A 13,897-nucleotide genomic window follows, 5' to 3' on the forward strand; every position below is an offset into this window, starting at 1 on the left:
CGGGGCCGGCGGGGGGCCGGTGTCAACCGCCGTGCTGGGGGGGGGGGGGGGGGGGGGGGGGGGGCCGGGGGGGGGGGGGGGGGGGGGCGGGGCGGGGGGGGGGCCCCCCCCCGCCCCCCCCCCCCGCCCCGGCCCCGTCCGCGCTCAGCGGTACAGCAGGTGATTACGCCGCTTCCGGCGGAACGCCGCCAGCTCCTGCTGCCAGCCGCCCACCACCTCGTCCGTGTCCGCGCCCGCGTCGATCATCGTGCGCACCTGGGTGGAGCCGGTGAGCTTGTCGATCCAGTTGTCCTCGCGCCAGGCGAAGCCGCTCCACGACCGCTTCGCCGTGATCAGCAGGCCGATGCCCGTACGCACCGGGTCGAACGCCTCCCGGTCGTGCACATGCAGCTGCACGCCTCCGACGGTCTTCCCCTGGAACTTGGAGAAGGTCGGCGCGAAGTACGCCTCACGGAAGCGCACGCCCGCCAGCCCCAGCTCGTTCGCCGCGGCCGCCCAGCGCCCGTCGACACCCTCCGCTCCCAGCAGCTCGAACGGCCGGGTGGTGCCGCGCCCCTCGGAGAGGTTCGTGCCCTCGAACAGGCAGGTGCCCGAGTACACCAGTGCCGTCTCCGGCGTCGGCATGTTCGGGCTCGGCGGCACCCACGGCATCCCGGACGCGTCGTAGAAGTCCGACCGCTTCCACCCCGACATCTTCACGGTCTCCAGGGCGACGGGCGCCGTCAGGAACTCCTCGTTGAACAGCAGCGCCAGCTCCGCCACGGTCATCCCGTGCGCCTGCGAGATCGGCTGCCGTCCGACGAAGGTGGCGAACTCCTTGTGCAGCACCGGACCCAGCGCCGCCCGCCCGGACACCGGGTTCGGCCGGTCCAGGACCACGAACGACAGGCCCGCGAGCTGCGCCGCCTCCATGCAGTCGAACAGCGTCCAGATGTACGTGTAGAAACGGGCGCCGGCGTCCTGGATGTCGAAGACGACCGTGTCCACGCCGGACGCCGTGAAGATGCCGGCGAGTTCCTGACCGCTCTTCAGGTAGGTGTCGTAGACGGGCAGCCCGGTCGCCGGGTCGTCGTACCGGCCCTCGGAGCCGCCCGCCTGCGCGGTGCCCCGGAAGCCGTGCTCGGGGCCGAAGACCGCGGCCAGGTCCACCCGGCCGTCGGCGTGCATGACGTCCACGATGTGCCGCACGTCGCGGGTGATGCCGGTGGGGTTGGTGACCACGCCGACGCGGCGTCCGTCCAGCAGCGCGTAACCGTCCGCCGCGAGCCGTTCGAACCCGGTGCGCAGTGTCCGGCCGCCGCCGTGTCCCGGCCCCGGCCCGGGAGCGGCGACCGCCGGAGCGGCGGAGGCCGCGACCGCGGCCGTGGTGGTGGCGAGCAGGCTCCGTCGGGACAGCCTCATGCGGTGACCTCCGTGATCGCGGTACATGTCATGCCCACGCACGCTAGCGTGCCGGACCGTCCCGGGGAACGCGTCGGACCCGCGCCACGCGGAAGGCCCCTTCCACCCGGCATACCGACCGGTTAGTCTGACGCCGACAACCGTTGGGGAGCCGCGTCGAAGGAGACCGATGGTGCAAGCCGTGCAGGGTGCGAAGGTGGTCGTCACGGGAGCCGGGGGCGGCATCGGGGCGGCGCTGGCCCGCCGTTTCGCCGCACAGGGGGCGCGGGTCGTGGTCAACGACCTGGACGCCGGCCGGGCCAAGTCCGTGGCCGGGGAGATCGGCGGTCTGGCGGTGGCGGGCGACGCCTCAGCGATCGTCGCGGAGGCCCGGGACGCGCTCGGCGGGACGATCGACGTCTGGTGCGCCAACGCCGGGGTCGGCCGTGACGGCGGGGAGCCGGGGGAGCCGCTGCGCGAGGAGGACTGGGCCCTGTCCTGGGACGTCAACGTGATGGCCCACGTCCGCGCGGCCCACGCGCTGCTCCCCGAGTGGCTGGAACGGGGCGGTGGGCGCTTCGTCTCCACCGTCTCCGCCGCCGGGCTGCTCACCATGATCGGCACCGCCCCGTACAGCGTCACCAAGCACGGCGCCTACGCCTTCGCCGAGTGGCTGTCGCTGACGTACCGGCACCGGGGGGTGAAGGTGCACGCGATCTGCCCGCAGGGCGTGCGCACCGACATGCTCGACGCGAGCGGCAGCGCCGGCGACCTGGTGCTCAAGCCGACCGCGATCGAGCCGGAGGACGTGGCCGACGCCCTGTTCGAGGGCATCGAGCAGGACCGTTTCCTGATCCTGCCGCACCCGGAGGTCGCCGACTACTACCGCGCCCGCGCCACCGACCCCGACCGCTGGCTCTCCGGAATGAACCGCGTCCAGCAGCAGTGGGAAGCCACCCGCTGACCCACTCCGCGACAGCCGCCCGCCCGCACCGGACGGGCTCCCGCCCGGACCCGCCAGCACCCGTCGCCGCGCCGGGGGAGAAACTGGGCGGGGAGGTGTGCCTCCGGAGGCGGATCCGTGAAGTGGGAAGATCCTCCGTCGGGGACGGCGTTTCCTGACGCACGACGACCGACAGCAACACGGAAAGGCGGGTGGCGGCAGTGCCCAGAACGACGGACGGTGACGGGACCCCCGTGCCGCAGCGGCTCCTGGCCGCCGCCACCCGGCTCTTCGCCGAGCAGGGCTACGACCGCACCTCGGTGCAGGAGATCGTCGAGGCGGCCGGCGTCACCAAGGGGGCGCTCTACCACTACTTCGGGTCAAAGGACGACCTGCTGCACGAGGTGTACGCGCGCGTGCTGCGCCTCCAGCAGGAGCGCCTGGACCGGTTCGCCGACGCCGACGACCCCATCGAGGAGCGGCTGCGCGGTGCCGCGGCCGACGTGGTCGTCACCACCATCGAGAACCTCGACGACGCGTCGATCTTCTTCCGCTCCATGCACCACCTCAGCCCGGAGAAGAACAAGCAGGTCCGCGCCGAGCGCCGCCGCTACCACGAGCGGTTCCGCGCGCTGATCGAGGAGGGCCAGCGCGAGGGCGTGTTCTCCACGGCGACCCCGGCCGACCTCGTGGTCGACTACCACTTCGGATCGGTGCACCACCTGTCCACCTGGTACCGCCCCGACGGCCCGCTCAGCCCCCAGGAGGTCGCCGACCACCTGGCCGACCTGCTGCTGCGCGCGCTGCGCGCCTGAGCCGCCCCGGCCCCGTCGTCCCCCGGCACCCCTTCGTCCCCCCCGGCACCCCTCCGTCCCCCCGGCACCCCGCCGGTGCCGGCCGCACCGGCGGGGCGCACCGTGCCTACAGGTACTTCTTGATCTCCCGGCGGGCCAGCGACCGCTGGTGCACCTCGTCCGGGCCGTCCGCGATCATCAGCGTGCGCGCGCCCGCGTACAGCTCGGCCAGCGGGAAGTCCTGGCTCACCCCGCCCGCGCCGTGGAGCTGGATCGCCCGGTCGAGGATGCCGACGACCGTGCGCGGCGTGGCGATCTTGATGGCCTGGATCTCGGTGTGGGCGCCCCGGTTGCCGACGGTGTCCATCATCCAGGCCGTCTTCAGCACCAGCAGTCGCAGCTGCTCGACCGCGACGCGCGCGTCCGCGATCCAGTTCTGCACCACGCCCTGCTGGGCGAGCGCCTTGCCGAAGGCGTCCCGGGACACCGCGCGCCGGCACATCAGCTCGATGGCCCGCTCCGCCATGCCGATCAGCCGCATGCAGTGGTGGATCCGGCCCGGACCGAGCCGCGCCTGGGCGATGGCGAAGCCGCCGCCCTCCTCACCGATCAGGTTCGACACCGGCACCCGCGCCTCGTCGAAGACCACCTCGGCGTGACCGCCGTGGTAGTGGTCCTCGTAGCCGAAGACCCGCATCGCCCGCTTCACGGTGACGCCCGGGGTGTCCCGCGGGACCAGGACCATGGACTGCTGGCGGCGGATGTCCGCCCCGTCCGGGTCGGTCTTGCCCATCACGATGAAGATCTTGCAGTCCGGGTGCATCGCCCCGGAGATGTACCACTTGCGCCCCGAGACGACGTACTCGTCGCCCTCCCGCCGGATGTGCGTGGTGATGTTGGTGGCGTCCGAGGAGGCCACGTCCGGCTCGGTCATCGCGAACGCCGAGCGGATCTCGCCCGAGAGCAGCGGCTCCAGCCACTGCTTCTTCTGCCGCTCGTCGCCGAACTGCGCCAGCACCTCCATGTTCCCGGTGTCGGGCGCCGCGCAGTTGGTCGCGGTCGGGGCGAGCTGCGGGGACCGGCCGGTGATCTCGGCGAGCGGGGCGTACTGCAGGTTGGTGAGTCCGGCGCCGTACTCGGCGTCGGGCAGGAACAGGTTCCACAGGCCCTGCCTGCGGGCCTCCGCCTTCAGCTCCTCCACCACCGGCGGGTTCTCCCACGGCGAGGACAGCCGCTCGCGCTGCTCGTGCGCGACCTGCTCGGCGGGGTACACGTGCTCGTCCATGAAGGCGAGGAGCCGGGCGCGCAGTTCCTCGGTGCGCGCGTCGAACGCGAAGTCCATGTCGGTTCAGCCTTCCTGAAGGGTGGTCAGACCGTGCTCGATGAAGACCGGGACCAGATCGCCGATGCGGTCGAAACCGGCCCCGACGGTCCGGCCGAGCGTGTACCGGTAGTGGATGCCCTCCAGGATCACCGCGAGCTTGAACCAGGCGAACGCGGTGTACCAGGACACCGCCGACACGTCCCGGCCGGACCGCACGGCGTAGCGCTCGATCAGTTCGGCGGGCGTGGGGTGGCCGGGGGCCTCGGCGGTCGTGGAGACGGGGGAGTCCGGCATGCCCAGCGGCATGCTGTACATCACCAGCAGCCCCAGGTCGGTCAGCGGGTCGCCCAGGGTGGACATCTCCCAGTCCAGGACGGCGCGGACCGACTCGTCGTCGCTGATCAGCGCGTTGTCGAGGCGGTAGTCGCCGTGCACCACGGTGGGCGCGGGGGAGACAGGCAGCTCACGGCCGAGCGCGGCGTGCAGCTCGTCGATGCCGGCCAGCTCCCGATTGCGGGAGGCGTCGAGCTGCTTGCCCCAGCGCCGCAGCTGCCGGTCCAGGAACCCCTCGGGACGGCCGAAGTCCGCGAGGCCGACCTCGGCGGGATCGACCGCGTGCAGCTCGACGAGCGTGTCCACCAGGTTCAGTACGGCCGTGCGGGTGCGCTCGGGGCCCAGCGGCGCCAGCTGGTCGGCGGTGCGGTAGGGGGTGCCCTCGACGTACTCCATGACGTAGAACGGCGCGCCCAGCACCTCCTCGTCCTCGCACAGCAGCACCGGACGCGGCACCGGCACCTTCGTCGGGTGCAGCGCGCTGATCACCCGGTGCTCACGCTTCATGTCGTGCGCGGTGGCCAGGACATGGCCGAGCGGCGGCCGCCGCACCACCCAGGTCGCCGCGCCGTCGGTGACCGTGTAGGTCAGGTTCGACCTGCCGCCCTCGATCAGCCGGCCGGCGAGCGGGCCGGCCAGCAGTCCGGGCCGTTCCCGTTCGAGCAGCTCGCGCAGCCGGTCGAGATCCAGTCCGGGCGGGTGATCGGGGCTCATCGTCGCTCCTGTGGGCAGGCGGACACGTACCCACCCATGATGCCGACCGGTCGGTATGCCGTCCAGACCGGGGGCCCAACGTGATCGGGCCCACGATAGGCGGATCACACGCCCGGCGTCGGCCCCCGCCGGGTCCCGTCGGTGACGCGAATGGCGTACATCGGGCCATTCGGCTTGCACGGCGTGGGCGGACCCCGGAGGGTCGACGCATGAAGGCGATCAGCTACGCACGGTACGGCGGCCCCGAGGTCCTCGAGTACGGCGACGTGGACGACCCCAAGGTCGGCCCCGACACGGTGCTCGTCAGGGTGCGGGCGGCGTCCGTCAACCCGGTCGACTGGAAGGCCCGCCAGGGGCACCTCGACGCGATCCTCCCGACCGTCTTCCCGGTCGTCCCCGGCTGGGACGTCGCGGGCGTGGTCGTCCGTCCCGGACCCGCCGTCCCGGAGTTCGCCGAGGGCGACGAGGTGATCGGCTACGTGCGCCAGGACGTCCTCTCGGGAGGCACCTTCGCCGAGTACGTCGCCGCCCCGGTGCGCACCCTCGCGCCCAAGCCGCGCGGCCTCAGCTTCGAGCAGGCGGCCGGCATCCCGCTCGCCGGGCTCACCGCGTACCAGGTGCTGCACCGCGTTCTCGGGGTGCGCCGGGGCGAGACCGTCCTGGTGCACGCCGCGGCCGGCGGGGTCGGATCCGTCGCCGTCCAGCTCGCCGCCCACGTCGGCGCCCGGGTCATCGGCACGGCGAGCGAGCGCAACCACGACTTCGTGCGCGGCCTCGGCGCCGAGCCGGTCAGCTACGGCGAGGGCCTGGCCGAGCGGGTCCGGGGGCTCGCCCCCGAGGGCGTGGACGCGGTGTTCGACACGGTCGGCGGGGATGCCCTGAAGACCTCCGCGAACCTCCTCGTGCCGGAAGGCCGCCTGGCGTCGATCATCGACCCCGGCGTGGTCGAGTACGGCGGCGACTACTGGTTCGTCCGGCCGGACCCGCAGGACCTGCGCAAGCTGTCGGAACTGGCGGACCAGGGGGTGCTGGTCATCCACGTCGAGGAGACCTTCCCCCTGGAGCGCGCCGCGGACGCCCACCGCCGCAGCGAGGAGGGGCACGTACGCGGCAAGATCGCGATCACGGTGCCCAAGTGACACCCTCTCTTCAGCCCGTCCGGCGTTCGAGGACGAGGCCCGAAGGGCCGAAAGGGGTCTGGGGCGCAGCCCCAGGGTCGGCAAGGGAAAGGGCGGCGGGGGCGAAAAACCCCTACCACAGCACCACCCCCACCCCACCCCCCACCGTCACCAGCACGCACACCACAATCCCCGCCGCATACGGAAACGAGAGCCGCTCAGGCTCCCCACCCCCCGCCAGTCCCCGAATCCGCCGATGGGCGACCACCAACACCCCCGCCCACCCCGCACAGCACACGGCCCCCGCAGCGAGCACACCCGCCGACGCCCCGCCCGCCAGCCCCGCCTTCGCCGCCAGCACCGCCACCACCGTGCTCGCCAGCGTCGTCCGCCGCCACGCCAGCCGCGTCCGCTCGGGCTGGAGCCCCGGATCGCGGTCCATCCGCCCCGCGCCCTCGGCCGCCCCGGGCGTCACTGCTCCCACCCCACCAGCACCACCACGACCATCACCACGGCGACCCCCGCCACCACCACCCCCAGCAGCGCCGGGAACCGCGACACCGGCAGGTCCTCCCCACGCCGCATCGCCCGCTCGCACCGCACCCAGTGGTTGACCGCCCGGAACGCGCACAGCGCACCGGCAGCCAGCAGAGCGAGGGCCAGCCCGACCCGCCAGCCCCAGCGCAGGTCGGGCAGGAACTGGTCCACCGCGAACCCGCCGCCGATCAGCGCGAGCGCCGTCCGCAGCCAGGCGAGGAACGTCCGCTCGTTCGCCAGCGAGAAGCGGTAGTCGGGCGTCTCCCCGTCCTCCCGCACCTCGGCGGGGGAGAACCACAACCGGACGTTCCGTGCGAAGTCGATCACGTCGGCGACCCTACCGGTCGCCTCCGGTCAGGCGGTCCCGTTGCCGTGTGCGCCCGCCTGGTACGCCCGCACACGATCAGCCGGTCCCGTGTCCGCGTGCGCCCGCCCGGTACGCCCGCAGCCGTTCGTACGCCGCCAGCCCGTCCGGCACCCACTCCCACTCGCCGAGCCGCCGTTCGACCTCCTCCTCCGGCAGGAAGTCGTACCAGGCCACCTCCTCGGCCTGCGGCCGCACCGGCAGGTCGCAGCGCACCTCGTACACCGCCGACCACCAGGTCCGGTCCGCGCCGTCGTCGTACAGGAAGGTGAAGAGGTGCGAGGGGCGCGGCAGGCCGCTCACGCCGAGTTCTTCCTCGGCCTCCCGCAGGGCCGCCTCGTCGTACTCCTCGCCCGCGCCGACGACCCCGCCGACGAACATGTCGTACAGCGAGGGGAAGACCAGCTTGTCCGGCGTGCGGCGGTGCACGAAGACCCGGCCCGCGCCGTCCCTGGCCAGGACGAAGACGCACCGGTGGCGCAGCCCTCGCGCGTACGCCTTCCCGCGCCGGACCTGCCCCACCACCCGGTCCCGCTCGTCGACGACGTCGATGACCTCGTCCGCACTCCGACCGCTCTCGCTCATTCCGCTCTCGCTCATCCCGCTCCCACTCGTGCGCTCTCACTCATACCGCCATCAAAGCAGCGCGCCCGCCTCCCGCCCCGCACGGCACCCGCGGTGCGCGCCCGCCTCCCGTCGCCACAAGTTGCCCGTTCGTGACCGCAGTTGACGCGTGTAACACCCTCTTCGCCCTTGACGTGATCCGTTGGCGGGCGGTTTGCTGTCCGTGATCAGCTCATGGCAGGCGGCAGCCGACCACTGCCACCGACCACCCGCCGTGAGCCGTATGACAAGAGAAGCGCGTGAGGAAGTTCCGCGGTGTCCCCACCCCCGCCTCCCCTCGGCCGTGCCCGCAAACGAGCGGCACAGGCCCATGACGAGGCCCTCGACGACGCCGAACTCGTCGCCGCGAGGGCCGCACTGGCACAGGGGCGGTGGCAGAGCACCCGCTCGCTGCTGGTCCGGACGGGGGACGACTGGGACCGCCGCGGGCACCGGATCACAGTGCTCGCCCGTGAGCCGTACTGCGCCCCGTGGGCGCGTGAGTGGCTGCTCGCCGAGCCCGACTCCGGGGACGCGACCGTGCTGCTCGCCCTGGCCCAGGTGCGGCGCGGGCTGCGCGGCAAGGAGAAGCCCGCCCGGGTCCGCGACGCCTGCCAGAAGGCCGCCGCGATGCTGCCGGACGATCCGACGCCCTGGCTCGGGTCACTGATGCTGGAGTGCTCGCTGGGCGCGGAGGGCGACGTGGTCCGCGTCTTCGAGCAGGTCCGCACCCGCTACGCGGACCACCACCACGCCCACCACCTGGTGGTCGGCTGGCTCGCGGAGCGCCGCGTGGAGGCGGGCCCGGACCCGCTGCACGAGGTGTACGACTTCGCCAACTGGGCCGCCGAACAGGCCCCCGCCGACTCGCCGCTCGCCATCCTGCCGGTCATCGCGCACGCCGAGCGCTACCGCACCCTGGCCGCCGCCGGACACGAGGCTTCCGACCCGGTCGCCTCCGGCCACTGGGTCGGACGCCGTGCCCGGCAGGTGATGAAGGCGGCCTTCGACTGGTGGCTGGAGTGGGAGCACGAGGACCACCCCCGCCGCCTGGTCGACCTGAACTTCCTCGCCCACGCCAAGGTCTGCGAGGGCCGGGGCGCCGAGGCCGCCGCGCTGTTCCACCGCATCGGCGAGCACGCCACCCCCGCCCCCTGGTCCTATCCCGACCGGGACGGTGTCACCGCCTTCCGTACCGCACGCGCCGCCGCCCTGGGCACGGCCTGACCCCCACCCCGACGCCCCCCGCACCCACCACCGACCAAGGACGGTCTCGAGATGACGACGGACAGTTCGAGCACCAACAGAGCCCCGGCCGAGGGGATCAGCACCTTCAAGGGGCAGGAGCGCGCCCTGCGGGCCGACCGCCTCGGCACGGGGGGCCTGCTGCTCTCCGTCCTGGCCGCGACCGCCCCCCTCATGGTGGTCGCAGGTGTCATGCCCACCACATTCGCGGTGATGGGGATCGTCGGCCAGCCGCTGCTCTTCGTGGTCCTGGGCGCCGTACTGGTGCTGTTCAGCCTCGGATACGCGGAGATGAGCCGGCACGTCCACAACGCCGGTGCCTTCTACGCCTACATCTCCCGCGGGCTCGGCGGCACCGCCGGCGCGGGCGCCGCCCTGGTCGCGCTGGTCGCCTACAACGCCCTCCAGGTCGGCATCTACGGCATCTTCGGCTTCGAGGTCTCCGGCCTCTTCGCCACCTACGCCGACCTCGAGGTCGCCTGGTGGATACCCTCCCTCGTCGCCGTGCTGGCCGTCGGCGCGCTGGGCTGGCTGAAGATCGACGTCAACGCGAAGGTACTCGGCGTCCTGCTGGTCATCGAGGTGATCCTGGTCGTCGTCTTCGACATCGCCGCCGTCGCCGACCCCGGCAAGGAGGGCCTGTCGCTGCACGCCTTCAACCCGGACACCCTCACCGGCGCCGGCGTCGGCACCGCCCTGTGCTTCTGCATCGCGGCCTTCCTCGGCTTCGAGCAGGCCCCGGTGTACGCCGAGGAGACCAGCAGGCCGCACGTACTGGTGCCGCGCGTGATGTTCCTCGCCGTCACCGGCGTCGCCGTCTTCTTCGCCGTCAGCAGCTGGGCGCTCACGGTCGCCACCGGCCCCTCCGCCATCGTCGGCACTTCTCAGGAGCAGAGCGCGGGCCTGCTGTTCTTCCTCACCGAGGACCGGCTCGGCGCCACCTTCACCGACGTCCTGCACATCCTGTTCGTGACCGGCATGTTCGCCGCCATGCTCAGCTTCCACAACGTCGTCGCCCGCTACGCCTTCGCCATGGGCCGCGAGGGCCTGCTGCCCGCCACCTTCGGCCGCACCACCGGCACCAGCGGCGCCCCCGGCACCGGCTCCCTGCTGCAGACCGGCATCGCGGCGATGCTGGTGCTGACCTTCGCGCTCACCGACGACAAGCCGACCGGCGACCCGACCGCGCCCGTCCTGCACCTGTTCACCTGGGGCGGCAACATCGGCGCGCTCGGCGTGATCGTGCTGATGGCCATCGCCTCGCTGTCCGTCGTCGTCTTCTTCGTGCGGCGCGGCGCCGCGAGCGCGCAGGCCTGGCGGCTGGTCACCTCGACCGTCGCCGGCCTCGCCCTGGTGGTGATCGCGGTCTACACGGTGAAGGACTTCGACGTGCTGGTCGGCACCGGCCCGGACTCCGCGCTGCGCTGGATCCTGCCGGGCGTCATCGGCCTCGCCCTCGTGATCGGGCTGGTCCAGGGTGCGATCCTGCGCGCCCGCGCCCCCGAGACACACGCCCGCATCGGCCTGGGCAACGAGGCCTTCCAGCTGGAGAAGGAGGCCGAGCGCACCCCGTAGGACACCCGCACCCGTCTTACGGAAGTCTGACGAGCACCCGCGTTCCCTGGCCCGGGCCGGGGCGCGGGTGCTCGAATGTCGGGGTGAACCCCGAACAGCCCCCGCCCGACCCGGACGCCCCCCGCACTCGGGCCGAGGCGGACGACCCGGACGCGCGCGGGAAGCCCGTCGGCCGCCGCGTCCTGCTCGGCACCCTCGGCCTCGGCGCGCTCGGCCTGGCCGCCGCGCCCACCCTCCAGCGCGGCCTGGAGTCCTTCCTCGCCGGCGCCTCCGAACGCGACCCCACCGGCCTGACCGGACTGCTCCCGAACGGCGGCGGCTTCCGCTACTACTCGGTCACCGCGTCCGTCCCCCGCAAGGACGAACGGACCTACCGCCTCACCGTCGACGGCCTCGTGGACCGCCCCGCCACCTACACCCTCGCCGACCTGAAGGCCCTGCCGCAGACCCGTACGGTCCGCGACGTGCAGTGTGTCACCGGCTGGCGGGTGCCGCACACACCGTTCGAAGGGGTGCCCCTGTCCCGGCTCCTCGACGCGGCCGGCGTGCGCCCCACCGCCCGCGCGGTGCGCTTCACCTGCTTCGACGGCGCCTACTCCGAGAGCCTCACCCTCGACCAGGCCCGCCGCTCCGACGTCCTGGTCGCCCTGCGCATGCGGGACGAGGACATCGGCCACGGCCACGGCGGCCCGGTACGCCTCTACGTGGCACCCATGTACTTCTACAAGTCCGCCAAGTGGCTCTCCGGCATCACCGTCACCGAGGACGTCGAACCGGGCTACTGGGAGGTGCGCGGCTACGACGTCGACGCCTGGGTCGGCCGCTCGAACGGACGCGACGATGCACCCACGAGCTGACGCCCCGCCCGCCGCCGCGACCGTACGGCGCTTCGGCCCCGCCCAGCGGCGGGCGCACCGCGCCACGGCCGTACTGATGGGCGTCTGCGTGGCCACCGCCGCCTGCCTCTACGTTCCCCAGCTCGCCCAGCTGGTGGGCCGTCGCGCCCTGGTCGTCACGCTCCACCAGTGGTCGGGCCTGCTGCTGCCCGTCCCCGCGCTCGCCGCCCTCGCCTCCCGCGCGTTCCGCGCCGACCTCGGCCGGCTCAACCGCTTCGGCCCGCACGACCGGGTCTGGCTGCGGGCCGCCCTGCGCCGCGACCGCCGCCCCGTCTCCCGCCCGGCCGGGAAGTTCAACGCCGGACAGAAGCTCTACGCGGCCTGGATCACGGGGGCCACCCTGGTGATGCTCGGCACCGGCCTGCTGATGTGGTTCACCCACCTCACCCCGCTGGTCTGGCGGACCGCCGCGACCTTCGTCCACGACTGGCTGGCGCTGACCGTCGGCATCGTCCTCGCCGGGCACGTCGGCATGGCCCTCGCCGACCCCGAGGCCCGCCGGGGCCTGCGCACCGGCTCGGTCGGCAGGGAATGGGCGGAGCGCGAACACCCCCTGTGGCGCCCCTGACGCGACGGAGGCCCGTCCGCCCTCCTCATGGAGGGCGGACGGGCCTCCTGAGCCCGGACCCGGCTAGATGATCAAGGACAGCAGGAGCACCAGCGCCCCCGCGACCACCGAGATGATCGTCTCCATCACCGACCAGGTCTTGATCGTCTGGCCGACGTTCAGCCCGAAGTACTCCTTCACCAGCCAGAAGCCGGCGTCGTTCACATGGCTGAAGAACAGCGAACCGGCGCCGATGGCGAGCACCAGCAGCGCGGTGTGCGCGGTCGACATGTCGGCCGCGAGCGGCGCGACCAGGCCGGCCGCCGACACGGTCGCCACGGTCGCCGAACCCGTCGCCAGCCGGATCGCCACCGCGATCAGCCACGCCAGCAGCAGCGCCGGGATCGACCAGTCCTCGGAGATGTCGAGGATCATCTGGCCCACGCCGGTGTCGATCAGCGTCTGCTTGAAGCCGCCGCCCGCACCGACGATCAGCAGGATGCCCGCGATCGGCGCCAGGCCCTTCTCCACCAGCGAGGAGATCCGCTCCCGGCTGAAGCCGGCGGGCCTGCCGAGCGTGAAGATGCCGACCAGCACGGCCGCGAGCAGTGCGATCAGCGGGGAGCCGATCACGTCGAAGACGCGCTGCACCTGGTGCTCGGGGTCGTCGATCACGATGTCGACCAGTGCCTTGGCGAGCATCAGCACGACCGGCAGCAGGATCGTGGCCAGCGTCGCGCCGAAACCGGGGCGCCGCTCCAGCTCCTCCGACGGCCGCTGCGGGACCATCCGCTCCGGGGCGGGGACGTCCACCCAGCGGGCGGCGTACTCGGAGAACAGCGGACCGGCGATCACCACCGTCGGGATCGCGACCAGCACGCCGAGCGCCAGCGTCACGCCCAGGTTGGCGTCGACCGCGTCGATGGCGACCAGCGGGCCGGGGTGCGGCGGAACCAGACCGTGCATCACGGACAGACCGGCCAGCGCGGGGATACCGATGCGCATCAGCGAGTAGTTGCCGCGCTTGGCGACCATCAGTACCACCGGGATCAGCAGCACCACGCCGACCTCGAAGAACAGCGGCAGGCCGATCACCGAGGCGATCAGCACCATCGCCCACGGCATGGAACGGCCGCTCGCCCTGGCGAGGATGGTGTCGACGATCTGGTCCGCGCCGCCGGAGTCGGCGAGCATCTTGCCGAGGATCGCGCCGAGGGCGATCAGCACGCCCACACCGGCGACGGTGGAGCCCAGTCCGGCGGTGAAGCTGGTGATCACCTTGTCCAGCGGCGCCCCGGCGAAGGCACCGAGGGCCAGTGACCCGATGGTCAGCGACAGGAAGGCGTGGAGCTTGAACTTGGTGATGAGCAGGACGATGACGGCTATGCCCGCCAGGACGGCGATGCCCAGCTGAGCGTGGCCGGCCGAGGTGATCGGCTCGGGTGCGTCCGCTGCCAGCATCTCGACGCTGAGTCTGGTCACGGTGGATCCCTAGGGTGTACGGGGGTTGGGGGGAGTGGCCGG

Annotated in this window: 14 protein-coding genes; 7 read left to right on the forward strand and 7 right to left on the reverse strand. The window is 72.8% G+C overall.

Going from position 1 to position 13,897, the window contains the following annotated elements; all coding sequences use genetic code 11:
* Positions 1-144: 144 nt before the first annotated feature.
* Positions 145-1,401 (reverse strand): exo-beta-N-acetylmuramidase NamZ domain-containing protein, encoded by a 1,257-nt coding sequence (locus ACIF8S_RS32725; protein ID WP_400004109.1) that lies wholly within the window; start codon positions 1,399-1,401, stop codon positions 145-147.
* A 169-nt stretch (positions 1,402-1,570) separates the two neighbouring features.
* Between ACIF8S_RS32725 and ACIF8S_RS32730 the strand changes: the two genes are divergently transcribed.
* Both ACIF8S_RS32730 and ACIF8S_RS32735 read left to right on the forward strand, forming a co-directional pair.
* Positions 1,571-2,344: an SDR family oxidoreductase gene (locus ACIF8S_RS32730; protein ID WP_400004111.1), complete on the forward strand. Its 774-nt coding sequence runs from the start codon at positions 1,571-1,573 to the stop codon at positions 2,342-2,344.
* Between the two features lie 200 nt (positions 2,345-2,544).
* Complete coding sequence (locus tag ACIF8S_RS32735; protein WP_400004113.1) at positions 2,545-3,138, forward strand: TetR/AcrR family transcriptional regulator; 594 nt, start codon at positions 2,545-2,547, stop codon at positions 3,136-3,138.
* Between the two features lie 106 nt (positions 3,139-3,244).
* On the opposite strand, the gene ACIF8S_RS32740 is transcribed toward ACIF8S_RS32735, so the two are convergent.
* Together ACIF8S_RS32740 and ACIF8S_RS32745 are read right to left on the reverse strand one after the other, a co-directional pair.
* On the reverse strand, positions 3,245-4,459 hold the full coding sequence (locus ACIF8S_RS32740) for an acyl-CoA dehydrogenase family protein (protein ID WP_400004115.1): 1,215 nt from the start codon (positions 4,457-4,459) through the stop codon (positions 3,245-3,247).
* 6 nt (positions 4,460-4,465) lie between these two features.
* Positions 4,466-5,488, reverse strand: coding sequence for a phosphotransferase family protein (locus ACIF8S_RS32745; RefSeq protein WP_400004117.1), 1,023 nt, complete (start codon positions 5,486-5,488; stop codon positions 4,466-4,468).
* 209 nt (positions 5,489-5,697) lie between these two features.
* Here ACIF8S_RS32745 and ACIF8S_RS32750 point away from each other — a divergent pair, with 209 nt between their 5' ends.
* Positions 5,698-6,627: an NADP-dependent oxidoreductase gene (locus tag ACIF8S_RS32750; RefSeq protein ID WP_400004119.1), complete on the forward strand. Its 930-nt coding sequence runs from the start codon at positions 5,698-5,700 to the stop codon at positions 6,625-6,627.
* Between the two features lie 112 nt (positions 6,628-6,739).
* On the opposite strand, the gene ACIF8S_RS32755 is transcribed toward ACIF8S_RS32750, so the two are convergent.
* The 3 genes from ACIF8S_RS32755 to ACIF8S_RS32765 form a co-directional block, all read right to left on the reverse strand.
* Entirely contained in the window at positions 6,740-7,048 is a 309-nt protein-coding gene (locus ACIF8S_RS32755) for a DUF202 domain-containing protein (protein ID WP_400004121.1), read from the reverse strand.
* Between the two features lie 29 nt (positions 7,049-7,077).
* Positions 7,078-7,470 carry a YidH family protein gene (locus ACIF8S_RS32760; RefSeq protein WP_400004122.1) on the reverse strand — a complete coding sequence of 131 codons (393 nt, stop codon included), beginning with the start codon at positions 7,468-7,470 and terminating at the stop codon, positions 7,078-7,080.
* Between the two features lie 76 nt (positions 7,471-7,546).
* Positions 7,547-8,092: an NUDIX hydrolase gene (locus ACIF8S_RS32765; protein WP_400004124.1), complete on the reverse strand. Its 546-nt coding sequence runs from the start codon at positions 8,090-8,092 to the stop codon at positions 7,547-7,549.
* Positions 8,093-8,386: 294 nt separating this feature from the next.
* Here ACIF8S_RS32765 and ACIF8S_RS32770 point away from each other — a divergent pair, with 294 nt between their 5' ends.
* The 4 genes from ACIF8S_RS32770 to ACIF8S_RS32785 all read left to right on the forward strand — a co-directional run bounded on the left by ACIF8S_RS32770 (position 8,387) and on the right by ACIF8S_RS32785 (position 12,394).
* Positions 8,387-9,337 carry a hypothetical protein gene (locus ACIF8S_RS32770; RefSeq protein ID WP_400004126.1) on the forward strand — a complete coding sequence of 317 codons (951 nt, stop codon included), beginning with the start codon at positions 8,387-8,389 and terminating at the stop codon, positions 9,335-9,337.
* Between the two features lie 51 nt (positions 9,338-9,388).
* Complete coding sequence (locus ACIF8S_RS32775; protein ID WP_400004127.1) at positions 9,389-10,930, forward strand: APC family permease; 1,542 nt, start codon at positions 9,389-9,391, stop codon at positions 10,928-10,930.
* Positions 10,931-11,013: 83 nt separating this feature from the next.
* Positions 11,014-11,787: a molybdopterin-dependent oxidoreductase gene (locus ACIF8S_RS32780; RefSeq protein ID WP_400004129.1), complete on the forward strand. Its 774-nt coding sequence runs from the start codon at positions 11,014-11,016 to the stop codon at positions 11,785-11,787.
* Complete coding sequence (locus ACIF8S_RS32785) at positions 11,771-12,394, forward strand: cytochrome b/b6 domain-containing protein (RefSeq protein ID WP_400004130.1); 624 nt, start codon at positions 11,771-11,773, stop codon at positions 12,392-12,394. Before ACIF8S_RS32780 ends, ACIF8S_RS32785 begins: the two co-directional genes overlap by 17 nt.
* A 63-nt stretch (positions 12,395-12,457) precedes the next feature.
* Here the strand turns inward: ACIF8S_RS32785 and ACIF8S_RS32790 are convergent, their stop codons facing one another.
* Positions 12,458-13,855, reverse strand: a complete 1,398-nt coding sequence (locus ACIF8S_RS32790; RefSeq protein ID WP_400004132.1) for a GntP family permease — start codon at positions 13,853-13,855, stop codon at positions 12,458-12,460.
* Positions 13,856-13,897 lie beyond the last annotated feature (42 nt).

It is taken from the genome of Streptomyces sp. NPDC085937 (assembly GCF_044540535.1).
Lineage (GTDB): Bacteria > Actinomycetota > Actinomycetes > Streptomycetales > Streptomycetaceae > Streptomyces.

Bases quoted from the DNA above. Each gene is read 5' to 3' on its own strand.
- ACIF8S_RS32775 (WP_400004127.1), top strand. From the start codon at position 9,389: ATGACGACGGACAGTTCGAGCACCAACAGAGCCCCGGCCGAGGGGATC.
- ACIF8S_RS32745 (WP_400004117.1), bottom strand. From the start codon at position 5,488: ATGAGCCCCGATCACCCGCCCGGACTGGATCTCGACCGGCTGCGCGAG.
- ACIF8S_RS32750 (WP_400004119.1), top strand. From the start codon at position 5,698: ATGAAGGCGATCAGCTACGCACGGTACGGCGGCCCCGAGGTCCTCGAG.
- ACIF8S_RS32765 (WP_400004124.1), bottom strand. From the start codon at position 8,092: ATGAGCGAGAGCGGTCGGAGTGCGGACGAGGTCATCGACGTCGTCGAC.
- ACIF8S_RS32740 (WP_400004115.1), bottom strand. From the start codon at position 4,459: ATGGACTTCGCGTTCGACGCGCGCACCGAGGAACTGCGCGCCCGGCTC.
- ACIF8S_RS32730 (WP_400004111.1), top strand. From the start codon at position 1,571: ATGGTGCAAGCCGTGCAGGGTGCGAAGGTGGTCGTCACGGGAGCCGGG.
- ACIF8S_RS32755 (WP_400004121.1), bottom strand. From the start codon at position 7,048: ATGGACCGCGATCCGGGGCTCCAGCCCGAGCGGACGCGGCTGGCGTGG.
- ACIF8S_RS32725 (WP_400004109.1), bottom strand. From the start codon at position 1,401: ATGAGGCTGTCCCGACGGAGCCTGCTCGCCACCACCACGGCCGCGGTC.
- ACIF8S_RS32785 (WP_400004130.1), top strand. From the start codon at position 11,771: ATGCACCCACGAGCTGACGCCCCGCCCGCCGCCGCGACCGTACGGCGC.